Source organism: Streptomyces sp. NPDC038707 (assembly GCF_040636485.1).
GTDB lineage: Bacteria > Actinomycetota > Actinomycetes > Streptomycetales > Streptomycetaceae > Streptomyces.
Genome location: NZ_JBEZUP010000010.1, coordinates 110,756 through 131,903, shown reverse-complemented (window position 1 = coordinate 131,903; position 21,148 = coordinate 110,756). Strand labels below are relative to the sequence as shown.

17 protein-coding genes are annotated in these 21,148 nt (G+C 72.4%); 10 read left to right on the top strand and 7 right to left on the bottom strand.

Features of this window, described 5'->3' with window-relative positions; all coding sequences use genetic code 11:
• Positions 1-13 precede the first annotated feature (13 nt).
• Positions 14-1,627, top strand: coding sequence for a succinic semialdehyde dehydrogenase (locus AB0E62_RS16300; RefSeq protein ID WP_362193155.1), 1,614 nt, complete (start codon positions 14-16; stop codon positions 1,625-1,627).
• A gap of 119 nt (positions 1,628-1,746) precedes the next feature.
• Positions 1,747-3,552 carry a GMC family oxidoreductase gene (locus tag AB0E62_RS16295; RefSeq protein WP_362193152.1) on the top strand — a complete coding sequence of 602 codons (1,806 nt, stop codon included), beginning with the start codon at positions 1,747-1,749 and terminating at the stop codon, positions 3,550-3,552.
• Between the two features lie 527 nt (positions 3,553-4,079).
• Here AB0E62_RS16295 and AB0E62_RS16290 read toward each other — a convergent pair.
• A complete protein-coding gene (locus AB0E62_RS16290) occupies positions 4,080-4,337 on the bottom strand; it encodes a chorismate mutase (RefSeq protein WP_362193149.1) in 258 nt (85 codons plus the stop codon).
• Between the two features lie 291 nt (positions 4,338-4,628).
• Between AB0E62_RS16290 and guaA the strand changes: the two genes are divergently transcribed.
• Entirely contained in the window at positions 4,629-6,209 is a 1,581-nt protein-coding gene (gene guaA / locus AB0E62_RS16285) for a glutamine-hydrolyzing GMP synthase (protein WP_362193146.1), read from the top strand.
• Between the two features lie 3 nt (positions 6,210-6,212).
• Here guaA and AB0E62_RS16280 read toward each other — a convergent pair whose 3' ends face one another.
• Positions 6,213-6,680: a pyridoxamine 5'-phosphate oxidase family protein gene (locus AB0E62_RS16280; protein WP_362193143.1), complete on the bottom strand. Its 468-nt coding sequence runs from the start codon at positions 6,678-6,680 to the stop codon at positions 6,213-6,215.
• 140 nt (positions 6,681-6,820) lie between these two features.
• Here AB0E62_RS16280 and AB0E62_RS16275 point away from each other — a divergent pair, with 140 nt between their 5' ends.
• From AB0E62_RS16275 to AB0E62_RS16265, 3 genes are all read left to right on the top strand, one after another.
• Positions 6,821-7,615, top strand: a complete 795-nt coding sequence (locus AB0E62_RS16275; RefSeq protein WP_362193140.1) for a class II aldolase/adducin family protein — start codon at positions 6,821-6,823, stop codon at positions 7,613-7,615.
• A 214-nt stretch (positions 7,616-7,829) separates the two neighbouring features.
• Positions 7,830-9,110, top strand: coding sequence for an IPT/TIG domain-containing protein (locus AB0E62_RS16270; protein WP_362193481.1), 1,281 nt, complete (start codon positions 7,830-7,832; stop codon positions 9,108-9,110).
• Positions 9,111-9,234: 124 nt separating this feature from the next.
• Positions 9,235-9,759, top strand: coding sequence for a DoxX family protein (locus AB0E62_RS16265; protein WP_362193137.1), 525 nt, complete (start codon positions 9,235-9,237; stop codon positions 9,757-9,759).
• On the opposite strand, the gene AB0E62_RS16260 is transcribed toward AB0E62_RS16265, so the two are convergent.
• A complete protein-coding gene (locus AB0E62_RS16260; protein WP_362193135.1) occupies positions 9,750-9,965 on the bottom strand; it encodes a hypothetical protein in 216 nt (71 codons plus the stop codon). The two genes, AB0E62_RS16265 and AB0E62_RS16260, sit on opposite strands and share 10 nt — an antisense overlap.
• Positions 9,952-11,454: a PspC domain-containing protein gene (locus AB0E62_RS16255; protein WP_362193132.1), complete on the bottom strand. Its 1,503-nt coding sequence runs from the start codon at positions 11,452-11,454 to the stop codon at positions 9,952-9,954. Before AB0E62_RS16255 ends, AB0E62_RS16260 begins: the two co-directional genes overlap by 14 nt.
• 221 nt (positions 11,455-11,675) lie before the next feature.
• On the opposite strand from AB0E62_RS16255, the gene AB0E62_RS16250 reads away from it, so the two are divergent.
• On the top strand, positions 11,676-12,965 hold the full coding sequence (locus tag AB0E62_RS16250; RefSeq protein ID WP_362193129.1) for a PspC domain-containing protein: 1,290 nt from the start codon (positions 11,676-11,678) through the stop codon (positions 12,963-12,965).
• Positions 12,962-13,705, top strand: coding sequence for a response regulator transcription factor (locus tag AB0E62_RS16245; protein ID WP_362193126.1), 744 nt, complete (start codon positions 12,962-12,964; stop codon positions 13,703-13,705). Before AB0E62_RS16250 ends, AB0E62_RS16245 begins: the two co-directional genes overlap by 4 nt.
• Positions 13,706-13,733: 28 nt before the next feature.
• On the opposite strand, the gene AB0E62_RS16240 is transcribed toward AB0E62_RS16245, so the two are convergent.
• Entirely contained in the window at positions 13,734-14,792 is a 1,059-nt protein-coding gene (locus AB0E62_RS16240) for an NlpC/P60 family protein (RefSeq protein WP_362193123.1), read from the bottom strand.
• 585 nt (positions 14,793-15,377) lie between these two features.
• On the opposite strand from AB0E62_RS16240, the gene AB0E62_RS16235 reads away from it, so the two are divergent.
• Positions 15,378-15,731 carry a hypothetical protein gene (locus tag AB0E62_RS16235; RefSeq protein ID WP_362193121.1) on the top strand — a complete coding sequence of 118 codons (354 nt, stop codon included), beginning with the start codon at positions 15,378-15,380 and terminating at the stop codon, positions 15,729-15,731.
• A 246-nt stretch (positions 15,732-15,977) separates the two neighbouring features.
• Complete coding sequence (gene pcrA, locus AB0E62_RS16230; RefSeq protein WP_362193118.1) at positions 15,978-18,452, top strand: DNA helicase PcrA; 2,475 nt, start codon at positions 15,978-15,980, stop codon at positions 18,450-18,452.
• Positions 18,453-18,491: 39 nt separating this feature from the next.
• Here pcrA and AB0E62_RS16225 read toward each other — a convergent pair whose 3' ends face one another.
• Positions 18,492-19,982 (bottom strand): peptidoglycan DD-metalloendopeptidase family protein, encoded by a 1,491-nt coding sequence (locus AB0E62_RS16225; protein ID WP_362193115.1) that lies wholly within the window; start codon positions 19,980-19,982, stop codon positions 18,492-18,494.
• 249 nt (positions 19,983-20,231) lie between these two features.
• Entirely contained in the window at positions 20,232-21,086 is an 855-nt protein-coding gene (locus AB0E62_RS16220; protein ID WP_362193112.1) for an alpha/beta fold hydrolase, read from the bottom strand.
• Between the last annotated feature and the right edge of the window lie 62 nt (positions 21,087-21,148).

Sequence of the window (21,148 nt, the reverse complement as noted above, 5' to 3'; positions counted from 1 at the left end):
TACCCTGCGCGTCATGACGGACACGCAGGCCCCGGACATCGCCGGCACCAACCCGCTCGCGCCCGCCCCCGACGGCGCCCGTACCGCCGCCGACGTGGTCACCCCGGAGCTGGTGGCCCGGCTCACCAAGGGCGTCACCGGCTCCGGCCGCACCGCGAGCCACACCCCGTTCACCGGCGAGAAGCTGGCCGACCTGCCCGAGTCCACCCCGGACGACGTACGGGACGCATTCGCGGCGGCCCGTGCCGCGCAGACCGCTTGGGCGGCGACCGCGGTACGGCAGCGCGCCGCCGTACTGCTGCGCTTCCACGACCTGGTGCTGGAGCGGCAGGCCGAGGTCCTGGACCTGATCCAGCTCGAGACCGGCAAGGCCCGCCTGCACGCGCACGAGGAGGTGCAGGCCGTCGCCGTCGCCGCCCGGCACTACGGCCGCCGCGCCGCCGCGTATCTGCGGCCCAAGCGGCACGCGGGCGCCGTGCCGGGCCTGACGAAGGTCACCGAACTGCGCCACCCGCGCGGGGTGGTGGGCCAGATCGCCCCCTGGAACTACCCGCTGGAGCTGTCCGTCGGCGACGCCCTGCCCGCGTTCGCCGCGGGCAACGCCGTGGTGATGAAGCCGGACACGGAGACCTGCCTCACCGCGCTGTGGGCGCGGGACCTGCTGATCGAGGCGGGGCTGCCCGACGGTGTGTTCCAGGTCGTCCTCGGCGAGGGCCCGGTCGTCGGCCCCGAACTGGTCCGGCACGCCGACTACGTCTCCTTCACCGGCTCCACCCGCACCGGCCGCGAGGTCGCCGTCGGCGCCGCCTCCCGCCTGGTCGGCGTCTCCCTCGAACTCGGCGGCAAGAACGCGATGCTGGTGCTGGACGACGCCGACATCGAGAAGGCCGCCGCCGGCGCCGTCCGCGCCTGCTTCTCCTCCGCCGGCCAGCTGTGCGTCTCCATCGAGCGGCTCTACGTCCACGAGTCCGTCGCCGACGCCTTCCTGGACCGGTTCGCCGCCCGCACGAAGGCCATGCGGCTCGGCAACTCCCTCGCCTACGGCGCCGACATGGGCTCGCTGGTGGGCGAACGCCAGCTCAAGACCGTCGAACGGCATGTCGAGGAGGCCGTGGCCAAGGGCGCCGAGGTGATCGCGGGCGGCGTGGCCCGGCCCGACATCGGCCCCTACTTCTTCGAGCCCACCATCCTCGACGGCGTCGAGCCCGCGATGTCCGTCTGCGAGGAGGAGACCTTCGGCCCGGTCGTCTCCGTCTACCGCTTCCGGACCGACGACGAGGCCGTGGAACGCGCCAACGCCACGCCGTACGGCCTGAACGCGTCCGTGTGGACGACGAACGCCCGCCGCGGCCGGGACATCGCGGCCCGGCTGCGCACCGGAACCGTCAACGTCAACGAGGGCTACGCGCCCGCCTACGGCAGCGTCCAGTCCCCGATGGGCGGCATGAAGGACTCCGGCCTCGGCCGCCGCCACGGCTCCGAGGGCATCCTCAAGTACACGGAGGCCCAGACCGTCGCCCAGCAGCGGCTGCTGCCGATGGCGCCCTCGCTGGGCATGGACGACGAGGCGTACGCCCGGTTCATGAACACGAGCCTGCGCCTGATGAAGGCGTTCCGGTTCCGCTAGGGGACGCCGTGTTCCCCGAGTGACTCCGTTCCCCGAGAAGCCCCCCCCGTTCCCCGAGAAGCCCCCCGTTCCCCGAGAAACCCCTTTCGGAAAGCACCCGTTCTCACCGAGGAGAGCACGTGTCGCAGGAGCAGTCTGTCCAGACCCGGGACGAGGACGGGTACGACTACGACGTGATCGTCGTCGGTTCGGGATTCGGCGGCTCGGTGTCGGCCCTCCGGCTCACCGAGAAGGGCTACCGGGTCGGAGTGCTGGAAGCGGGCCGGCGCTTCACCCGCGCCACCCTCCCGAAGAACTCCTGGGACCTGAAGAACTACCTGTGGGCACCCCGGCTCGGCATGTACGGCATCCAGCGCATCCACCTGCTGGGCAACGTCATGGTGCTGGCCGGCGCGGGCGTCGGCGGCGGCTCGCTCAACTACGCCAACACCCTCTACGTACCGCCGAAGGCATTCTTCGACGATCCCCAGTGGGGGCACATCACCGACTGGCAGGAGGAGCTGCGGCCGTACTACGACCAGGCCCGCCGCATGCTCGGGGTGCGGCTCAACCCCACCATGACCCCCTCCGACGTCCATCTGAGGGCGGCGGCCAGGCGGATGGGCGTCGGCGACACCTTCCACCTCGCCCCGGTGGGCGTGTTCTTCGGGGACGGCAAGGACGCCGACGGCACGACGACGGCCGAGCCCGGCGCGCGGGTGCCCGACCCCTACTTCGGCGGGGCCGGGCCCGACCGGCGGGCCTGCACCGAGTGCGGCGAGTGCATGACCGGCTGCCGGCACGGCGCGAAGAACACCCTCAACGAGAACTACCTCCACCTGGCGGAGAAGGCGGGCGCGGTCGTCCACCCCATGACGACGGTCGTGTCCGTCACCGACGACTCGCGCGGCGGCTACGCGGTGGCGACCCTGCCGACGGACCGCAGGCGGACGGCCGACGGCAGGGTGTTCACCGCCCGCAGGGTCGTCCTCGCGGCCGGGACCTACGGCACCCAGACCCTGCTGCACCGCATGAAGGCGGGCCGCCAGCTGCCGTACCTGTCCCCCCGGCTCGGCGACCTGACCCGCACCAACTCCGAGGCACTGGTGGGCGCGCAGACCGACGACCGCCGCTACCGCCGGGCGACCGGCACGCCCAGGGCCGACTTCACCCAGGGCGTCGCCATCACCTCCTCGGTCCACCCCGACGAGAACACCCACATCGAGCCGGTCCGCTACGGCAAGGGCTCCAACGCGATGGGCAGCCTGTCCATCCTCCAGGTGCCGTACGCCGAGGGGTCCTCGCGCGTGCTGGCCTGGCTGGCGAACGCGGCCCGGCACCCGGTCCAGGTCGCCCGCTCGCTGTCCAACCGGCGCTGGTCGGAGCGGACCATCATCGGCCTGGTCATGCAGTCCCTGGACAACTCGCTGACCACGTATCTCAAGCCCGCCGGCCTCGGCAGGGGCCTGCTGACCGCCCGGCAGGGGCACGGCGCGCCCAACCCCAAGCAGATCAGGGCCGCGACCGAGGCCGCCTCCGCGCTCGCCGCCGAGATCAACGGCTTCGCCGGCAGCAACATCGGCGAGCTGATGGGCACCCCGCTCACCGCGCACTTCCTGGGCGGCTGCACCATCGGGGACTCCCCGGAGACGGGCGTGATCGACCCCTACCACCGGCTCTACGGCCACCCCGGCATCTCGGTCGTGGACGGCTCCGCGGTCTCGGCGAACCTGGGCGTCAACCCTTCGCTGACGATCACCGCGCAGGCGGAGCGGGCGATGTCGTTCTGGCCGAACAAGGGCGAGGAGGACCCGCGCCCGGCGCAGGGAGCGGCGTACGAGCGGCTGGCACCGGTGGAGCCCAAGGCGCCGGTGGTCCCGGCGGACGCGTTCGGCGCGCTGCGACTGCCGTTCCTGGGGATGCCGGCGGTGCCGCCGAAGAAGTGACCGGACCCGCCGGACGCGTGCGGGGGGCAGCGGACGGGACCTGCATCCCCCTCCGAAAGCAGGTCCCGGCCACCGCTTCTTGATCCGGCAGGTTGGATCGGTCAAGAGCTGGAAGGGTTGCCCGGAAGCGCCGCGCCTGCCGTGTGATCTCCGCCACACCGGGAGGTGAGGGGGGCTCGGGCAGGGCGAAGGGCCCCGCGGGACGGAGGGGCCGCGGGGCCCTTCGCTCGGTCGGCGCCGAAGCCCGGGACCGGCGCCGTGTCGGAAGCTGTCTGCGGTTGTCGGACCGGCCGGCCCCGGGCGTCCCCGGAGCCGGCCGTTCTCCTGATGACCGGGCTGCTGTCCCCTGCCGTCCGGTCACGTCCCGGAGCGAGGTCCCACGGCGTACGGCACGACCCGTACGCCTCATCGCTCCGGCGAGCCACGCGTGGTTCTGTCGCCCGCCCCTGGCTGGCACGGACACACCCCCTCAACGAAGCGGTCCGCGGGCCGGTCACGGCACCGTACGGGTGAGAGCGCGGCCGAACTCAGATGCGACCCCGGCACAGCTCCAGCAGGGTCATGGCGAGGCTGGTGCCGGGCTTGCCGAGGGCGTCCCGGTAGCGGGCGAGGATCTCCATCTCGCGGGACAGGTGCACCCGCCGCCCGCCGGAGGCGATCCGGGTCTGCTGGACGACGGCGGAGACGGCCATCCGTTCCTGGATCAGGCCGATGATCCGGTCGTCGAGCGCGTCGATGCGCTCGCGCGCGTCGGCGATCGTCGCTTCCGGGGTGGTGGTGGTCATAGGGGGCTCCTCGATCGGGATGACGGAAGCCCTGGGACGACGAACCCGGTGAAACGACAGGCGCCCCGGGCCTTGTCGGCCCGGGGCGCCTGGGAAGTCGCTTGGCGGTTGGCTCAAGCAGCACGACCATGGCAGCCGGCGGGCCGGATGCCATAGGTAAAGACGAAGGTCGAGTGCTTGCGCATGCGGCCAGTATGCCACGGAGGGCCGCCTCGGAGATTTCCGAGGTCCGGCGGCCACCCCGTTAGAATCGGAAGTACAGACCCCCGCCCGACCACCAGAAGGCACCCCGTGTCATCAGCGACCCAGTCTGCCGCCACCCCCGACACCGTCCTGGTCGTCGACTTCGGCGCGCAGTACGCCCAGCTCATCGCCCGTCGCGTCCGCGAGGCGCGGGTCTACAGCGAGATCGTGCCGAGCACCATGCCGGTCCGCGACATGCTCGCCAAGAAGCCCGCGGCGATCATTCTCTCCGGCGGCCCCTCGTCGGTGTACGAGGAGGGCGCCCCCCGCCTCGACCGCGAACTCTTCGAGTCCGGCGTCCCCGTCTTCGGCATGTGCTACGGCTTCCAGCTGATGGCGCAGGTCCTCGGCGGCACCGTCGACAACACCGGCGCCCGCGAGTACGGCCGGACAGACCTGCACGTCTCCAAGGTGTCCTCCACCCTCTTCGAGGGCACCCCGGAGGAGCAGCACGTGTGGATGTCCCACGGCGACGCCTGCTCCGCCGCCCCGGAGGGCTTCGCGGTCACCGCGTCCACGGACGTCGTCCCGGTCGCCGCGTTCGAGAACGACGAGAAGAAGCTCTACGGCGTCCAGTACCACCCCGAGGTCATGCACTCCACGCACGGCCAGCAGGTGCTGGAGCACTTCCTCTACCGCGGCGCCGGGCTGAAGCCGGACTGGACCACGGGCAACGTCATCGAGGAGCAGGTCCAGGCCATCCGCGAGCTGGTCGGCGACAAGCGCGCGATCTGCGGCCTGTCCGGCGGCGTGGACTCCGCCGTCGCCGCCGCCCTCGTGCAGAAGGCCATCGGCTCCCAGCTGACCTGCGTCTACGTCGACCACGGCCTGATGCGCAAGGGCGAGACCGAGCAGGTCGAGAAGGACTTCGTCGCGGCCACCGGCGTCCAGCTGAAGGTCGTCGACGCCGAGGAGCGCTTCCTGAAGGCGCTCGCCGGGGTGACCGACCCCGAGGAGAAGCGGAAGATCATCGGCCGCGAGTTCATCCGCGTCTTCGAGCAGGCGCAGGCCGAGATCATCGCCGACGAGGGCCCGGCCGTGGAGTTCCTGGTCCAGGGCACCCTCTACCCGGACGTGGTGGAGTCCGGCGGCGGCACCGGCACCGCGAACATCAAGTCGCACCACAACGTCGGCGGCCTGCCCGAGGACCTCGAGTTCAAGCTGATCGAGCCGCTGCGCAAGCTGTTCAAGGACGAGGTCCGCATGGTCGGCAAGGAGCTGGGCCTGCCGGAGGAGATCGTCCAGCGCCAGCCCTTCCCCGGCCCCGGCCTCGGCATCCGGATCGTCGGCGAGGTCACCAAGGAGCGGCTGGACCTGCTGCGCGAGGCCGACGCCATCGCCCGCGAGGAGCTGACGGCGGCCGGCCTGGACCGCGACATCTGGCAGTGCCCGGTGGTCCTGCTCGCGGACGTCCGCAGCGTGGGCGTCCAGGGCGACGGCCGCACCTACGGCCACCCGATCGTGCTGCGCCCGGTCTCCTCCGAGGACGCCATGACCGCCGACTGGTCCCGGCTGCCCTACGACGTCCTGGCCCGCATCTCGACCCGGATCACCAACGAGGTCCGCGACGTCAACCGGGTCGTCCTCGACGTGACGAGCAAGCCGCCGGGGACGATCGAGTGGGAGTAGGCCCTAGGCGCGCTTGACCGTGCGCAGGGGCTCACCGGGCCGCCAGACCTGGACGACCAGATACCTGTCGTCCTCGACGTAGGTGCGGACGACCTCCGTCGGCTCGGTGCGGAAGAGGTGGAACGGCTGCGGCGGTTCCACCTCTTTCACGTACGCGGCCTTTTCCGGGCCCTCCCCGACCTCGTACGCCCGCCCGCTGACCCGGATGTCGCCGGCGCCCAGGCCGGTGCCGTCGCCGGGGTTGGCCTGGAGGGTGAAGCGCGGGTCGCGCAGCAGGTCCAGGGCCTTGAGGGAACGCGGCATCATGCCGAGCCACAGCTCCCCGTCCAGGAACCGCACCTCCAGTCCGGAGGTGCGGGGCGAGCCGTCCTTGCGGAGGGTCGCGAGGACGTGGTGCCGGTACGCGCCGAAGCGCTCCTCGGTGATCGCCGCCAGCTCGGGCACGGCGGTACGGAAGGCTGTCCAGTTCATGGACGCCAGCCTGCCGCTCAATCCCGACACCTTCTGTCGGGTATGCGGCGCACACGTCTTCTTCACCGGACAGCTCTGCCGATCCGCGCCGACCGGGGGTACTTTCCCGCCCGTAGCGCAGTCCCCCCGCTGGAGGATCCATGCACGGGCCCACCCCGCCCCTGCCGTTGCCCACCGACCGGTTGCGGTTCGCCATGCCGCCGATGCACGAGTCGGCCGAGGACGAACGCCGGCACCGCAAGGAGCGGCTCGCGGGCGCCCTGCGGATCTTCGGGCGGGCGGGATTCGAGGACGGGGTGTCCGGACACATCACCGCCCGCGACCCGGAGTACACCGACTGCTTCTGGGTCAACCCGTTCGGCATGCCGTTCCGGCACGTCACCGTCGGCGACCTGGTCCTCGTCAACCAGAACGGCCAGGTCGTCGACGGCCGCTACCACGTCAACCAGGCCGCCTTCACCGTGCACGCCCAGGTGCACGCCGCCCGCCCCGACGTGGTCGCCGTCGCCCACTGCCACACCGTGCACGGCCGCGCCCTCGCCGCCCTCGGTGACCTGATCGACCCCCTCACCCAGGAGAGCTGCGCCTTCTACGAGGACATCGCCCTCTACGACGCCTACACCGGCGTCACCGTCGACGCCGGGGAGGGCCGCCGGATCGCCGCCACGCTGGGCTCCCGCAAGGCGCTGGTGCTGCGCAACCACGGGCTGCTCACCGTCGGCGACTCGGTGGACGCCGCCGCCTGGTGGTTCCTGTCCCTGGAACGGTGCTGCCAGGTGCAGCTCACCGCCAAGGCGGCGGGCCGGCCGGTGCTCATCGACCACAAGGCGGCCGTCGCGACCCGCGAGCAGCTCGGCGGCGACCTGGTGGCCTGGATCAACTACCAGCCGCTCTGGCAGGACATCAGCCGCGCCGAACCGGACCTGTTCGACTGAGCCGTCCGCGAAGCGGGATTCCCGGCGCCGGGTCAACACGACGGACCCCGGTTCACCCGCGCCGACCCTGAACGGCCTCCCCGGCGGGCCCCGCATACGGCACAATGCGCTGTCGTCACAGGGGAGTTGCCGGGCCGTCGCGCGCGCCGCGGGTGATGTCGGCGGGACCGGCCGGGCCGGCAGGTCGTGGGGAAGGCGGGCGTCGGACGTGGCGATGCGGGAGGCGGAATCGGAGGCGGGCCCGGGCGCCGGGAGCGCCCACGAGGGCGGCTGCGTCTGCGAGGACTGTCCGCGCGGCGCACGGGCGGGACACCGGCGGGCCGTCGCCGCGTTCCTGCGCCGGCGCGACGACTTCGCCGCCGGACGGGGGCTGCCCGCGGCCGTGGCGTACTCGGCCTCGGCATCGCGCCAGTGGGTGTCCGAGGAACTCACCCAGCGGGCCGAGGCCGTCGCCGCACAGGCCCGTGCCGAGGGTGCGGTCCGGCTCGCCGGGCTGTGGCTGCGCACGGTGTGCGCGGTGTGGGGCGCGGTCACCGCGCTGCTGCTCACCGAGGCGCTCACCGCGATCGGCGCGGGCTGGACCGCTGCCCGCACCGCGGCCCTGCTCGCCGCGCTCGCCGTCGCCGGCGCGCTGACCGCCGCCTGCCTCCTGCACCGGGCGCGCGGGGGAGCGCTCGCACCGGTGATCGGCGAGGACAACCGCATCTCCACCTCCCGTACCGTCGCCGTCTGCTGGGTGCTGTTCGTCGGCTATGCCGTCCTGCTGCTCTCCTTCCGTCTGGCCGCCGCCTCCGGCCCCGCCGAACGCGACGCGCTGATCGCCGGCCTCGCCCTGGCGCGCGGCGCGGGCACGGTGACCGTCCTCGCCGTCGTGTGCGCCGTCGCCGTCCTGGTCCGCCGGGTGGCGGGCCTGCGCATCCACGCCCAACGGCTGCAGAAGGTGCCGGCCCACCGGCCGCGCGCCGCCGACCTGCTCACCGACGACTCCGGCCGGGGCGCCTTCACCGACATCCAGTACCTCGCCATCAGCGCCGTCGCCCTGCTGTTCGCCGCCGTACGGCTGGCCCGCCATCCCGGCCAACTGCCCGACCTGCCCTGGGGCCTGGGCGTGATCGTCGTGATCTCGGCAGCGACCTACCTGGCCGGCAAGTACGCCGAGGGCGGCCGGCCGGTGATCCACTCGGTGGTCCGTGCCCGCGAACCCGGTGACCTCGACGGCCCGGTCCGCACCGGCGACGACATCGAGATCCGCGGCACCGGTTTCGTCCCGCCCGGCGCGCAGGGCGCCGACCGGCTCTCCCGGACCGTCGTCCGCATCGGCGCGGTCGACGTCCACGTGCCCCTGGTCCCCGTCACCGGCGGCTTCCGCAATCCCACGGACACCACCCTGACCGTGCCCGTGCCGGCGGACGTGGAGCCCGGCCAGGTGGACGTCCAGGTGATCACCGCGGCCGGCGCGGCGACGAACCGGTACCCGCTCCAGGTGACGGAGTGAGGGAGCGGGCTCGCCGCGGGGGGCCGAAATCCGGAAAATCATCTAGGACAGGATTGAACGGGCTCCCTTCGTCATACGTATCGTCACATCAGGGGGCACAGCGGGTGAAAGGCGGCTTGTAGCGATGACTCAAGGCATGCGGACGGATACGCGCATTCCCCGGCTGAACGAGCCCCGCAGCCTCCGGGACACCGCCACCCACTACGCCCTGCTGCCCCTGCGTCTCTTCCTGGGCGTCACCTTCGGCTACGCCGGCCTGGACAAGCTCACCGACAGTGCCTTCATGCACTCCGCCGGCGCCGGTTCGATCGGCGACACCATGCGCGCGGCCCGCGACTCCGCCGCGATCCCCGCCCTGATCGACCTGGCCCTGAAAAGCCCGGTCGGCTTCGGCTACGCCATCGCCCTCGGTGAACTGGCCGTCGGCATCGCCACCCTGCTCGGTCTCTTCGGACGCCTCGCCGCGCTCGGCGGCGCGCTGATCTCGCTCAGCCTCTGGCTGACGATGAGCTGGGCCACCACCCCCTACTACTACGGCAACGACCTCGCCTATCTGATGGCCTGGCTCCCGCTGATCCTCGCAGGCGCCCCCTACTTCTCCGTGGACGCCGCCTGGCGGGCCCGCCGGTGGCCCGGCGGCTACCGCTGACCCTCCTCGGCGCCGCCCCGTCCGCGTATCGCGCGGGCCAGCACGGCCGTGGCGCCGGCCAGACACAGCCCGCCCACGACCAGCGGGATCACCGCGAACCACGGCGTGTCCCACGCCCCGCCCGCGTCCCCCGCGTAGGCCACGGCGGTGACGGTCAGGAAGAACCCGGCGACCAGCCTCCCGGGCTGGAACTCATGACGCAGCACGGCTGACCTCCACCTCTCCCACTCCGACGCCGAGCGTGAGCTCCAGCGTGCCCGGTGTCCCGGGGCCCTTGGCGGCGCCCTCGGCCGGTATCAGGGTCACGTCCTGATGCCTGCCGGGCCGTACATCCACGTCCTGTCCACGGTCCTCGGGCAACCGGATGTCGCCGATGCCCACATCGATGTCCATCCGCAGGGTCACGTCCGCCGGCACGATCACCTTCAGCTGACCGGCACCGACCCGGGCGTCCGTGGCGACCGTCTGCCCGGGGGCCGGGCGCACCCGGGTCAGGTCCAGCGTGCCCCGTCCCGTGCCGAGGTCGTACCCGGACCGCAGCTGCGCCACCGTCGCCGGCTTCCAGGAGGCCTCCCTCCAGTCGGTGGTGATGTCCCGGGGCAGCGCCGCCGCCCCGGCGAGCAGGGCCGCCGTGACCAGCGCCCAGAACACCGTCCCGGCTCCGGTCCGGCCCAGGAACGCGCTGAGCGCTATGCCCAGTCCGAACACCGCCAGCGCGCAGGCCAGGCCGGTCTGCAGGCTGGTTCCCAGCGGGTGCGTGTACCAGCCGGACCAGGTGCCCAGGCCACCCGCCAGCAGGGCCAGCAGGAACACCCAGCCGCCGATCCAGCGCGGGCCGCGCGTTCTCGGAGGCTCGGCCGCCGGCGCGGGTATCGCCCCGGGATGGGTCCAGGGGGTGGCGATGCCGACGTCCACGACCGAGGTGAGGTCCCGTCCGCGGGCGTCGCCGGGCCCCCACAGATACCCGGTGCCGCCGACATGGGTGCCGTCCTTGACGATCGGGTCCCGCCACCAGGACGGGTAGGTGACGACCGGCGGAGCCTGGGCCTCCGGCGGTGCGTCGGCGGCTGCTTGCGCCGCCAGCGGATCGTGGTCGGAGGCGTCACGGCGCCGCGACCAGTACCCCGCGCCCGCGAGCAGCAGCGCGAGCACCGTGGCGAACGCCAGCACCCCGCCGTTTCTCAGCATCGTCAGGAAGATCCCGCAGCCCACCAGCGCGAACAGGACCGCGGCCAGCGCCTGGCCGTCGACGCGGCCCGTGAAGAGTTTGCGGACCTCGTTCTCCTCCTCGTCGTACGGCACCAGCAGCCAGGCGAAGCCGTAGAAGATGAGGCCCAGGCCGCCCGTCGCGGACAGCACGGCCAGGGTGATCCGGAAGATCACCGGGTCCATGTCGGTCTGCCGCCCGAGCCCCGCGCACACGCCCGCGATCATCTTGTGCCCCCGGTCGCGCCGGAACCGCTCGGGAAGCCGGGGGCTCTCCTGCCGCTCCGGCTCCTGCGCGGAGGAAGGGGCAGCGTCGCGGGCACGGGGGCGGAAGCCGGCGCGGCCGGGGGAGTCGGTGCAACCAGGGGCGCCGGCCGCTCCGGTGCCTCCCGCCGCGGCGGGCGCGGCATCCGTCGGCCCGGTGCCCGGGGCGGGGCGCGGGCCGGGGCCGGGTCCCGGACCCGTCGCGGCGTGCTCGTGATCGGTCATGCGTCCATGGTGACCGCCCGGCCGCCCCGGCGGCAGTCGGGACGACCCTGGGACAACCCTGAAATCGGCCCTGAGACGAGGCGGGGAAGCGTTCGAGCGGCACCGCGGGCCGGGCGGCGCCGCCCGGGCCGCCCACCCGGACCGGTCCCGACAGAAGATCAGGGGCGTCTCCGGGACCGACCCTGATGCTCCGCCCCGCCGCCCGTGTGACCATCGTTGGCATGCCGGAAGCCGCAAGCCTGCCACTCGACGATCCGCGGCCCCCGCGCAAGCTCTACCGCAGCAGCGACGGACGCTGGCTCGGCGGAGTGGCGCGAGGGCTCGCCGGGCATCTCGGGCTGCCCGTCATCTGGGTGCGGCTCGTCTTCGCCGGCCTGTTCATGGCCGACGGGCTCGGAGCGCTGCTCTACGCCGCGTTCTGGTTCTTCGTCCCTCTCGGTGTCGGCGGCGTCGGCGACCACAGGTCCTCGCTGGCGGGCACGGAGACCGCACCGGACGGCCGGCGCCGGCTGATGGCCCGCAGACCGGACCGGGGACAGATCGCCGCCCTGCTCCTCATGGTCGTCGTCTCCATGGTCTTCGTGCGCAGCGTCAACCTGGGCAGCGCGACCAAGGCCTATCTGGTGCCCGCCGTGCTGGTCGCGGCCGGTGTCGCCCTCGTGTGGCGCCAGGCGGACAACGCCCGGCGGGCCCGCTGGGTGGAGGTCGGCCGGCGGCGCCGCACCCTGACCCTGCTGCGGGCGGCCGGCGGTGTCCTGCTCGTCACGGCCGGGGTCACGGCAATCTTCGTCCTCCAGGGATCGACCGCCCACCTGGGCGCGGTCCTGCAAGCCGCGCTCGTCGTGCTCGTCGGCATCACGCTCCTCGCCGGTCCCTACCTGGTCCGCATGACCCAGGACCTCTCCGAGGAACGCCTGATGCGCATCCGTGCCCAGGAGCGCGCCGAGGTCGCCGCCCACGTCCACGACTCCGTGCTGCACACCCTCACCCTGATCCAGCGCAACGCCGAGAACGCGGGCGAGGTGCGCCGCCTCGCCCGCGCCCAGGAACGCGACCTGCGCACCTGGCTGTACAGGCCGGAGGGCACCGGCAAGGACGAGGCCGACGAGCCGGACACGGTCGCCGAGGCGGTGCGGCGCAACGCCGCCGAGGTGGAGGACAAACACGGCGTGCCCATCGAGGTCGTCATCGTCGGCGACTGCCCGCTGGACGAGAGGACCGGAGCGCAGATGCAGGCCGCGCGCGAGGCTATGGTGAACGCCGCCAAGTACGGTGGCGAGGGCGGTGCCGTACAGGTCTACGCCGAAGTCGAGGGGAAATCGGTCTTCGTGTCCGTGCGCGACCGCGGCCCCGGCTTCGACCTCGACGCGATACCCGCCGACCGCATGGGTGTCAGAGAATCGATCATCGGCCGCATGGAGCGCAACGGCGGCACGGCCCGGCTGCGGGCGGTGCCCGACGGCGGTACCGAGGTCGAGCTGGAGATGGAGAGGGCGGAGAAGACGTCATGAGCGACGCGACCGAGGCGAACGGCACGGTGGGGGCGGCGGAGGCGGCCGGTCCCGGCCCATCCGGTGCCGGCGCGGGCGGGCGGCACGTCCGGGTGGTGCTCGTGGACGACCACCGGATGTTCCGCACCGGCGTCCAGGCCGAGATCGGCCAGACCGCCGAGACCGGCGTCGAGGTGGTCGGCGAGGCCGCTGACGTCGACCAGGCGGTCGCGGTCATCACCGCCACCCGGCCCGAGGTGGTCCTCCTCGACGTGCACCTCCCCGGCGGCGGCGGGGTCGAGGTGCTGCGCCGGTGCGCGGCCCTGACGGCGGACGCCGAACGGCCCGTCCGCTTCCTCGCGCTGTCCGTGTCCGACGCCGCGGAAGACGTGATCGGGGTGATCCGCGGCGGCGCCCGCGGCTATGTCACCAAGACCATCACCGGTACCGACCTGATCGACTCGATCTTCCGCGTCCAGGAGGGCGACGCCGTCTTCTCCCCGCGGCTGGCCGGGTTCGTCCTGGACGCCTTCGCCTCGACCGACGCCCCGCCCGTGGACGAGGACATGGACCGCCTCACCCAGCGGGAACGCGAGGTGCTGCGCCTGATCGCCCGGGGCTACGCCTACAAGGAGATCGCGAAGCAACTGTTCATCTCGGTGAAGACGGTCGAGTCCCATGTCTCGGCGGTCCTGCGCAAGCTCCAGCTGTCCAACCGGCACGAGCTGACCCGCTGGGCGACCGCGCGCCGGCTGGTCTGACCCCTGCGGATCCGCCCGCGCCCGTTGCTCACGCCACCCTGGTAGCCCCCGCGAACGGCATCTGGTCGATCGGGGCCAGGCGGACCGGCGCCGACGGGTTCGGGGCATGGATCATCCGGCCGCCGCCCACATAGATGCCGACGTGGCTGATGCCCGGGTAGAAGAACACCAGGTCCCCCGGCCGGAGTTCGGAGCGGGAGACCCGCCGGCCCGCGTTGATCTGGGCGTAGGAGGTGCGCGGCAGGGCGAGGCCGGCGGCGCGGTAGGCGGCCTGCACCAGCCCCGAGCAGTCGAAGGCGTGCGGGCCGGTGGCGCCCCACACATAAGGGCTGCCGAGCTTGCCGTAGGCGTACGCGACGGCCACCGCGGCGCGCCCGCTGGGGGCCGGGACGGATCCGGCCAGCGGCTCCCGCGGATCGGCGGCCGACCGGGAGGCGCGTCCCGCCGAAGCGTCCGCGTCGGTGACCTCGGTGCGCTGTCGGGGAGTCAGCCGGGCGAGCAGCCGCCGGGCCTCGTCCAGCTTGCCGGTGACGGTCTTCTTCTGCCGGCGCAGCTCGGCCTGCCGGAAGCGCAGCGACCTCACCTCGACGCGGGCGGCGCCGCGCAGCCGCTCGATCTCCCCCAGTTCCCGGCGCACCCGTGACACCGCGGCGGCCTGCCGGTCACCGGCCCGCTCGGCGAGCGCGGCACCGTCCAGGTACCGGTCGGGGTCGCTGGAGAGGGCCAGTTGCCAGGCCGGGGCGATGGCGCCGTCCCGGTACTGCGCCGCCGCGAGGGAGCCCAGGGCGTTCCGGGCCGTGTTCAGCCGCTGCTGCCTGCGGGCGGTCTCGTCCTGCAGCGCGCTCAGCCGCCGCTGCGCCGCGTCCGCCTCCTCCTTCACCCCGTTGTACTTCTCGGTCGCGGCCTCGGCCTCCCGGTACAGCGTCTGCACCCTGGCCTTCACCTGTGACGGAGTCGGCCCGGGGTCGGCGTGGCCCGTTCCGTCGAAGCAGGTCACGGTGGCCGCGCCCGCCAGGGCGAGCGTGGCGGCCGTCCGGACCGTATGGCCGGTGAGCGGGCGTTGCGGGGGCTTGCGGTGGGCTGCCACCTGGAACCGTCACGTCCTTCCGTACGACTCGTACGACTCCGCACGGCCGGGCGGCCGTACGTGCGCCGCGCGGCGGCCCATGCAGGGGGAGTGGCCGCCGCCGGACCTTTCTCGGTGGTGGCCGGTTGCCGCGGCCGGCAAGGGGAGCCGACCACCTGGGGGAGGACGTTAGAACGTACGGTGACGGGTCGGTGACCAGGTGTACGGAACTGGTTCGCGTCGACCGTTGTGTGATCGCAGGTGATCGCTTGGGCTTTCCGGAGTCGTCGCCTTCACGGGCCGTGATGATCAAAGTGGGGAAACAGGGACTGGCGGGGGCGGTGGGGTGCTATGGAGCGCATTTATGCATGATCGATCGGGATGGGAGGCTCAGGCCTGCTCGAGTCGGCGGGGTGGGGCGAGGGCTGTGCGCGAGGGCGTTCAAGGGCTGGTGACGGGGCGCCGGAAGGGTCGTCGGAGGCCGTTGGCAGGGGTGGCGCCGGGGAAACGTCAGGGCTGAGGCCGGGGTGCCGTCAGGGTTGCCCGGGACGGTCGGCGGGGGTCGGTGGCGGGGTGGCCGGTGGGTCCTCGTTAGGCTCCGGCTCCATGGACGTACTCATCCATCTCTTCGTCGGCCTGCACATCATCGGCATCGCCGCGCTGCTCGGCGGTTTCCTCACCCAGATGAAGGCGATGGGCCAGGGCACGGCCCGGTTCGTGCCCGGGATGCTGCACGGCGCGCTCACCATGCTGGTCACCGGTGTGGCTCTCGTCGGGCTCAACCAGGCCGACGACCACCACCTCAACAACATCAAGCTCGGGATCAAGCTGGCCCTGCTGATCGTGATCCTCGGCCTGGTCTACGTGAAGCGCGACGAGGAACGGATCGACAAGGGCGTCTTCGGACTGGTCGGCCTGTTGACCGTGGCCAACATCTTCATCGCCGTCCTCTGGACCTGATCCGCGGCACGCCTCGGCGCCGGCCCTGCGACACTGTGGCAACCTGGCCGGCTCGTGAAGTTCCCGTGAAGGACGGCATGCGCCCCGTCCGATACGTTTCCGTGACCTGGGGGCCGGGACGTGCGTCCGTGACCAGGTGGGCCCGCCGGGTGACGTCGCGCGCGGGAAGATCAACCGCCCCGGAAACGGGCGATGTTCCGGGGACGGCGACCGGTTGTCGGTGGGGCGCCCTAGACTCGTAGAGCGATGAGCAGCCTCTTTGACGACAGCTTCCTGGCGGACCTCCAGGCCCCTCGCGGGCACGAGGAGGAGCCTCCGCCACCGCCCGATGACGATCATGCTCCGGAGCCGCTTCCGGACGATCTGTTCGGCGGGAAGTTCGACATGCCACCGGACCGGGACACCCACTACCGCGACGGCGCCCCGCGCCCCGCGCTGGACTCGGCCGCCCTCCTGGAGGGGCTGAACGAGAACCAGCGTGCCGCCGTCGTGCACGCCGGCTCCCCGCTGCTCATCGTCGCCGGCGCCGGCTCCGGCAAGACCCGTGTGCTCACCCACCGCATCGCCTACCTGCTGGCCGAGCGGAACGTCCACCCGGGGCAGATCCTCGCGATCACCTTCACCAACAAGGCCGCGGGCGAGATGAAGGAGCGCGTCGAGCAGCTCGTCGGCCCGCGTGCGAACGCCATGTGGGTGATGACCTTCCACAGCGCGTGCGTGCGCATCCTGCGCCGGGAGAGCAAGAAGCTCGGCTTCACGTCGTCGTTCTCGATCTACGACGCGGCCGACAGCAAGCGTCTGATGGCCCTGGTCTGCCGCGACCTGGATCTCGACCCGAAGCGCTTCCCGCCCAAGTCCTTCAGCGCCAAGATCAGCAACCTGAAGAACGAGCTGATCGACGAGGAGGACTTCGCCGCCCAGGCCGCCGACGGCTTCGAGAAGACCCTGGCGCAGGCCTACGCGCTCTACCAGTCCCGGCTGCGCGAGGCCAACGCGCTGGACTTCGACGACCTGATCATGACGACGGTCAACCTGCTGCGCGCCTTCCCCGATGTCGCCGAGCACTACCGCCGCCGCTTCCGGCACGTCCTGGTCGACGAGTACCAGGACACCAACCACGCGCAGTACGCCCTCGTCCGGGAACTGGTGGGCACCGGGGAGCACGCCGCCGGCGAGGGCGACGCTCCGCCGAGCGAGTACGACGTCCCGCCGGCCGAGCTGTGCGTCGTCGGTGACGCGGACCAGTCGATCTACGCCTTCCGGGGCGCGACGATCCGCAACATCCTCCAGTTCGAGGAGGACTACCCGGACGCGACGACGATCCTGCTGGAGCAGAACTACCGCTCCACTCAGACGATCCTGTCCGCCGCCAACGCGGTCATCGAGCGCAACGAGTCCCGCCGCCCGAAGAACCTGTGGACCAACGCCGGCCAGGGCGCCCGGATCACCGGGTACGTCGCCGACACCGAGCACGACGAGGCCCAGTTCGTCGCCGACGAGATAGACCGCCTGGTCGACGCGGGCCAGGCGCGCGCCTCGGACGTCGCCGTCTTCTACCGCACCAACGCCCAGTCCCGTGTCTTCGAAGAGGTCTTCATCCGCGTCGGCCTGCCCTACAAGGTCGTCGGCGGCGTCCGCTTCTACGAGCGCAAGGAAGTCCGGGACGTCCTCTCCTACCTGCGTGTCCTCGCCAACCCCGAGGACTCGGTGCCGCTGCGCCGCATCCTCAACGTGCCCAAGCGGGGCATCGGCGACCGCGCCGAGGCGATGATCGACGCCCTCGCCCAGCGGGAGAAGATCAGCTTCCCGCAGGCCCTGAAGCGGGTGGACGAGGCGTACGGCATGGCCGCGCGCTCCACCAACGCGGTCAAGCGGTTCAACACGCTGATGGAGGAGCTGCGCACGATCGTCGAGTCCGGCGCCGGTCCGGCCACCGTCCTCGAAGCGGTCCTGGAGCGCACCGGATACCTGGCCGAACTGCAGGCCTCCACCGATCCGCAGGACGAGACCCGGATCGAGAACCTCCAGGAACTCGCGGCCGTGGCCCTGGAGTTCGAGCAGGAACGCGGGGAGGGCGAGCAGGGGACGCTGGCCGACTTCCTGGAGCAGGTCGCCCTGGTCGCCGACTCCGACCAGATCCCCGACGAGGAGGACGGCGGCGGCGTCATCACGCTGATGACCCTGCACACCGCCAAGGGCCTGGAGTTCCCGGTGGTGTTCCTGACCGGCATGGAGGACGGCGTCTTCCCGCACATGCGGGCCCTCGGCCAGACCAAGGAGCTGGAGGAGGAGCGGCGCCTGGCGTACGTCGGCATCACGCGCGCGCGGGAGCGGCTGTACCTCACGCGCGCGGCGCTGCGCAGCGCCTGGGGCCAGCCGTCGTACAACCCGCCCTCCCGCTTCCTGGAGGAGATCCCGCCCGTCCATGTGGAGTGGAAGCGGACCGGGGCCACGGCGCCGGCGTCCGGGGTCGCGGCCTCGCTCTCCTCGACCCGTTCGCGTTCCTCGGCGTCGGGCGCGTCCGATTTCGCCACCCGGCGCACGGCGGAGAAGCCGGTGGCCGCGCTGGCCGTCGGTGACCGGGTCACCCATGACCAGTTCGGGCTCGGCACGGTCGTCGCGGTGAAGGGCACGGGCGCGAACGCGGAGGCGACGATCGACTTCGGCGACACCAAGCCGAAGCGGCTGCTGCTGCGGTACGCGCCGGTGGAGAAGCTGTAGTACCGAAAAGGGCCCCGCCGGGAAGCGGGGCCCTGTCGGCTAGGTGGGGTCCAGGCCGTGGCTGCGCAGCCACGGCAGGGGGTCTATGGCCGACCCGCCGGCCGGCCGTACCTCGAAGTGCAGGTGCGGGCCGGTGGAGTTGCCCGAGTTGCCGGAGTAGGCGATGGGCTCGCCGGCCTTGACGGTCGTACCGGAGGCGACGCGGTAGCTGGACAGGTGGCAGTACCAGGTCTCCGTGCCGTCCTTCGCCGTCACGATCATCATGTTGCCGTAGGCGCTGTTCCACTTGGTGGTGACGGTGCCGTCGGTGGCGGCCAGCACCGTGGTGCCGTAGGAGACCGGGAAGTCGATGCCGGTGTGCACCGACATCCAGTTGATGCCGGCCTGGCCGTAGTAGGCGCTGAGCCCGTGCTGCGCGACCGGCAGCGCGAACTTGGGGCGCAGCCGCTCCTTGAGCGCGGCCTGAGCCGCCGCCTTCTTCTTCTCCAGTTCCTGCTGCGCCTTGAGGTCGATCCGCTCCTGGGTGCGGCTCGCCCGGTCGGCGAAGTCGTCGGCGCCGGCGGAGAGGGTCTGGAGCTGGCTGTCGAGCCGGCTGTTGGCGACCGACGGCTTGACCGGCTGCGCGTCCGCGGCGGTGGTGGAGGTGTCCTTGGAGTCGTCGGTGAGCGCACTGACGGAGGCGGCGGCGATCCCCGCGACCCCCATCACACAGGCCGAGGGCACGGCGACGGTCAGCAGCGCCGAACGCTTGGCGGGCGTACGGCGCCGGGAGCGGCCCGCGCCGCGTGAGGCCGCGCGGGCCGCCGGCACGGGGGTGATCTCCTCCTGGCCCTCCAGCAGGACGGGCACGGCGGGCAGTTCCCCGGTGGCGTCCGCCTCGTCCGCGGCGGAGGGCTGCCCGGCGAACCCGGTGTCCTCGTACGGCTCCTGCGCGAAGGCCGTGGCCGGGACGCCGGGGGCGGGGGCGCCGACCGCCTCGAACGTCGCGGTGGCCTGCTGGTCGAACGGCTCGCCGTCCGGCTCCGGTCCGGCCGAGTTCCACTGCGTGGCGTCGTACGCGCCCGTGTCGAAGGTCTGGGTGTCCCACGCCCACTGCTGGGTGGTGTCGGCGGTACCGGAGGGGCCGGACTGCTGCCAGGTGCTCGTGTCCCACTGGCCGCTGACATCGTTTCCGGTGGCCTGCGCGGGGACGGCCCAGGCGGTGCTGTCGTAGACCCCGGAGTCGTAGGCGCCGGCATGCCGGGCCGCGTACGGGTCGTAGGCCGGGAGCTGGCCGGTGCCGGTCTGCCACTGGGCGGTGCCGTAGGCGCCGGTGGTCGGCTCGGTGCCCGGGAGGCTGCCGAAAAGCGGGTCCGCGTCGAAGGCCGCGCTTCCGGGGGTGTCGGCAAAACCGGTGGCGTCATAGCCGCCGTACGTGGTGAGGTCGTCGTAGGAGGCTTCCTGTGCTCCGTACGGCGCGTAGTGCCCGGTGGAGGCGTCGGAAGCCGGGGCCGGGGTGGTCATCGTCCCCGACGGGTGACGGTCGTTCACCAACTTCTCTTTCGCCTCGACAACAGGGGCTGCCAGAGCAGTGCGGCGACTGTACCCGGCGGTACCTGGGCGCGACAATCTTCGGACGGTTTCGTGTGGGCCGTAAACGGGCATTCGGCCGTGTTTCGGGGGCTCCCAACGCGACTTTGGCTTTGCGTTCGAAGAATGTTCGATGTCGAGCGGCGATTTGTGCCGACTGTGTACGTCCTGTGCGGCGTCCGCGCGCCTTTCCGGTACGCCCCGGTCGGCTCAGGCCACCGTCAGGCCGCCGCTGATCCGGTCCGCGGGGTGCGGGGCGTCGAGGGCCTCGCGTATGCCGGCCGCCACGGCGGGGTGCACCGGCAGGGCGAGATGGCCGATGCCGCTCACCCGGACGTTGTGCGCGTCGAGGTCGGGATGCTCCAGGCAAGCCGTCTGCAGCGGGTCCATCAGGGAGTCCAGGTCGCTCCAGAAGCTCACGAACCGGGTCCGGCAGCCGGGGGCGGGCCCGGCCAGCGCCTCGATCACCGCCGAACCCGGCCGCATCTGCCGCACGATCGGATGCGCGTCCGCCAGCGGCGCCACCCGGGTTCCGGAGTGCGGGGTGCCGAGCGTGACCAGCGTGCGCACCCGCTGGTCACCGCCGAGGCACTGGACGTAGTAGCGCGCGATCAGGCCGCCGAGGCTGTGCCCCACGATGTCGACCCGGGCGCTGCCGGTGCGCTCGCAGATCTCCTCGATGTGCCGGCCGAGCAGCTCCGCGGCCGTGCGTATGTCGCAGGTGAGCGGGGAGTAGTTCAGCGACTCGACGCGCTGCCGGCCGTGCTGCGCGAGGGTGCGGCGCAGCAGGACGAACACCGAGCGGTTGTCGATGAAGCCGTGCAGCAGCACGACCGGCGGGGCGGGCCGGACCGGCAGCCGGGCGGCGCCGTCGGCGGGGGCGGGCAGGGCGGGGGAGCGGCGTTCCTGGAACAGGCCCGTGGGGTAGAGCAGCAGGTGGCCCGCCAGGATCGTGGCCTCCAGGGCCGTCGCGCGGAGCAGCGTCACGGACAGTCCGGCCAGTCTGCCCGGCCACAGGCGGCGGCAGAGCGGGGAAAAGAGCGGCAGTACCCCGGTGACCTTCATCGGCCGACCTCCTGTCGGCACCCGGGGATCGCCCTCGACTCCCGTGTGCCACATGTCCCACC

Coding starts and splice junctions, on each gene's coding strand:
- AB0E62_RS16255 (WP_362193132.1), bottom strand. CDS start 11,454: ATGACCGATCACGAGCACGCCGCGACGGGTCCGGGACCCGGCCCCGGC.
- pcrA (WP_362193118.1), top strand. CDS start 15,978: ATGAGCAGCCTCTTTGACGACAGCTTCCTGGCGGACCTCCAGGCCCCT.
- AB0E62_RS16265 (WP_362193137.1), top strand. CDS start 9,235: ATGACTCAAGGCATGCGGACGGATACGCGCATTCCCCGGCTGAACGAG.
- AB0E62_RS16245 (WP_362193126.1), top strand. CDS start 12,962: ATGAGCGACGCGACCGAGGCGAACGGCACGGTGGGGGCGGCGGAGGCG.
- AB0E62_RS16290 (WP_362193149.1), bottom strand. CDS start 4,337: ATGACCACCACCACCCCGGAAGCGACGATCGCCGACGCGCGCGAGCGC.
- AB0E62_RS16250 (WP_362193129.1), top strand. CDS start 11,676: ATGCCGGAAGCCGCAAGCCTGCCACTCGACGATCCGCGGCCCCCGCGC.
- AB0E62_RS16275 (WP_362193140.1), top strand. CDS start 6,821: ATGCACGGGCCCACCCCGCCCCTGCCGTTGCCCACCGACCGGTTGCGG.
- AB0E62_RS16270 (WP_362193481.1), top strand. CDS start 7,830: ATGCGGGAGGCGGAATCGGAGGCGGGCCCGGGCGCCGGGAGCGCCCAC.
- AB0E62_RS16235 (WP_362193121.1), top strand. CDS start 15,378: ATGGACGTACTCATCCATCTCTTCGTCGGCCTGCACATCATCGGCATC.
- AB0E62_RS16300 (WP_362193155.1), top strand. CDS start 14: ATGACGGACACGCAGGCCCCGGACATCGCCGGCACCAACCCGCTCGCG.
- AB0E62_RS16220 (WP_362193112.1), bottom strand. CDS start 21,086: ATGAAGGTCACCGGGGTACTGCCGCTCTTTTCCCCGCTCTGCCGCCGC.
- AB0E62_RS16280 (WP_362193143.1), bottom strand. CDS start 6,680: ATGAACTGGACAGCCTTCCGTACCGCCGTGCCCGAGCTGGCGGCGATC.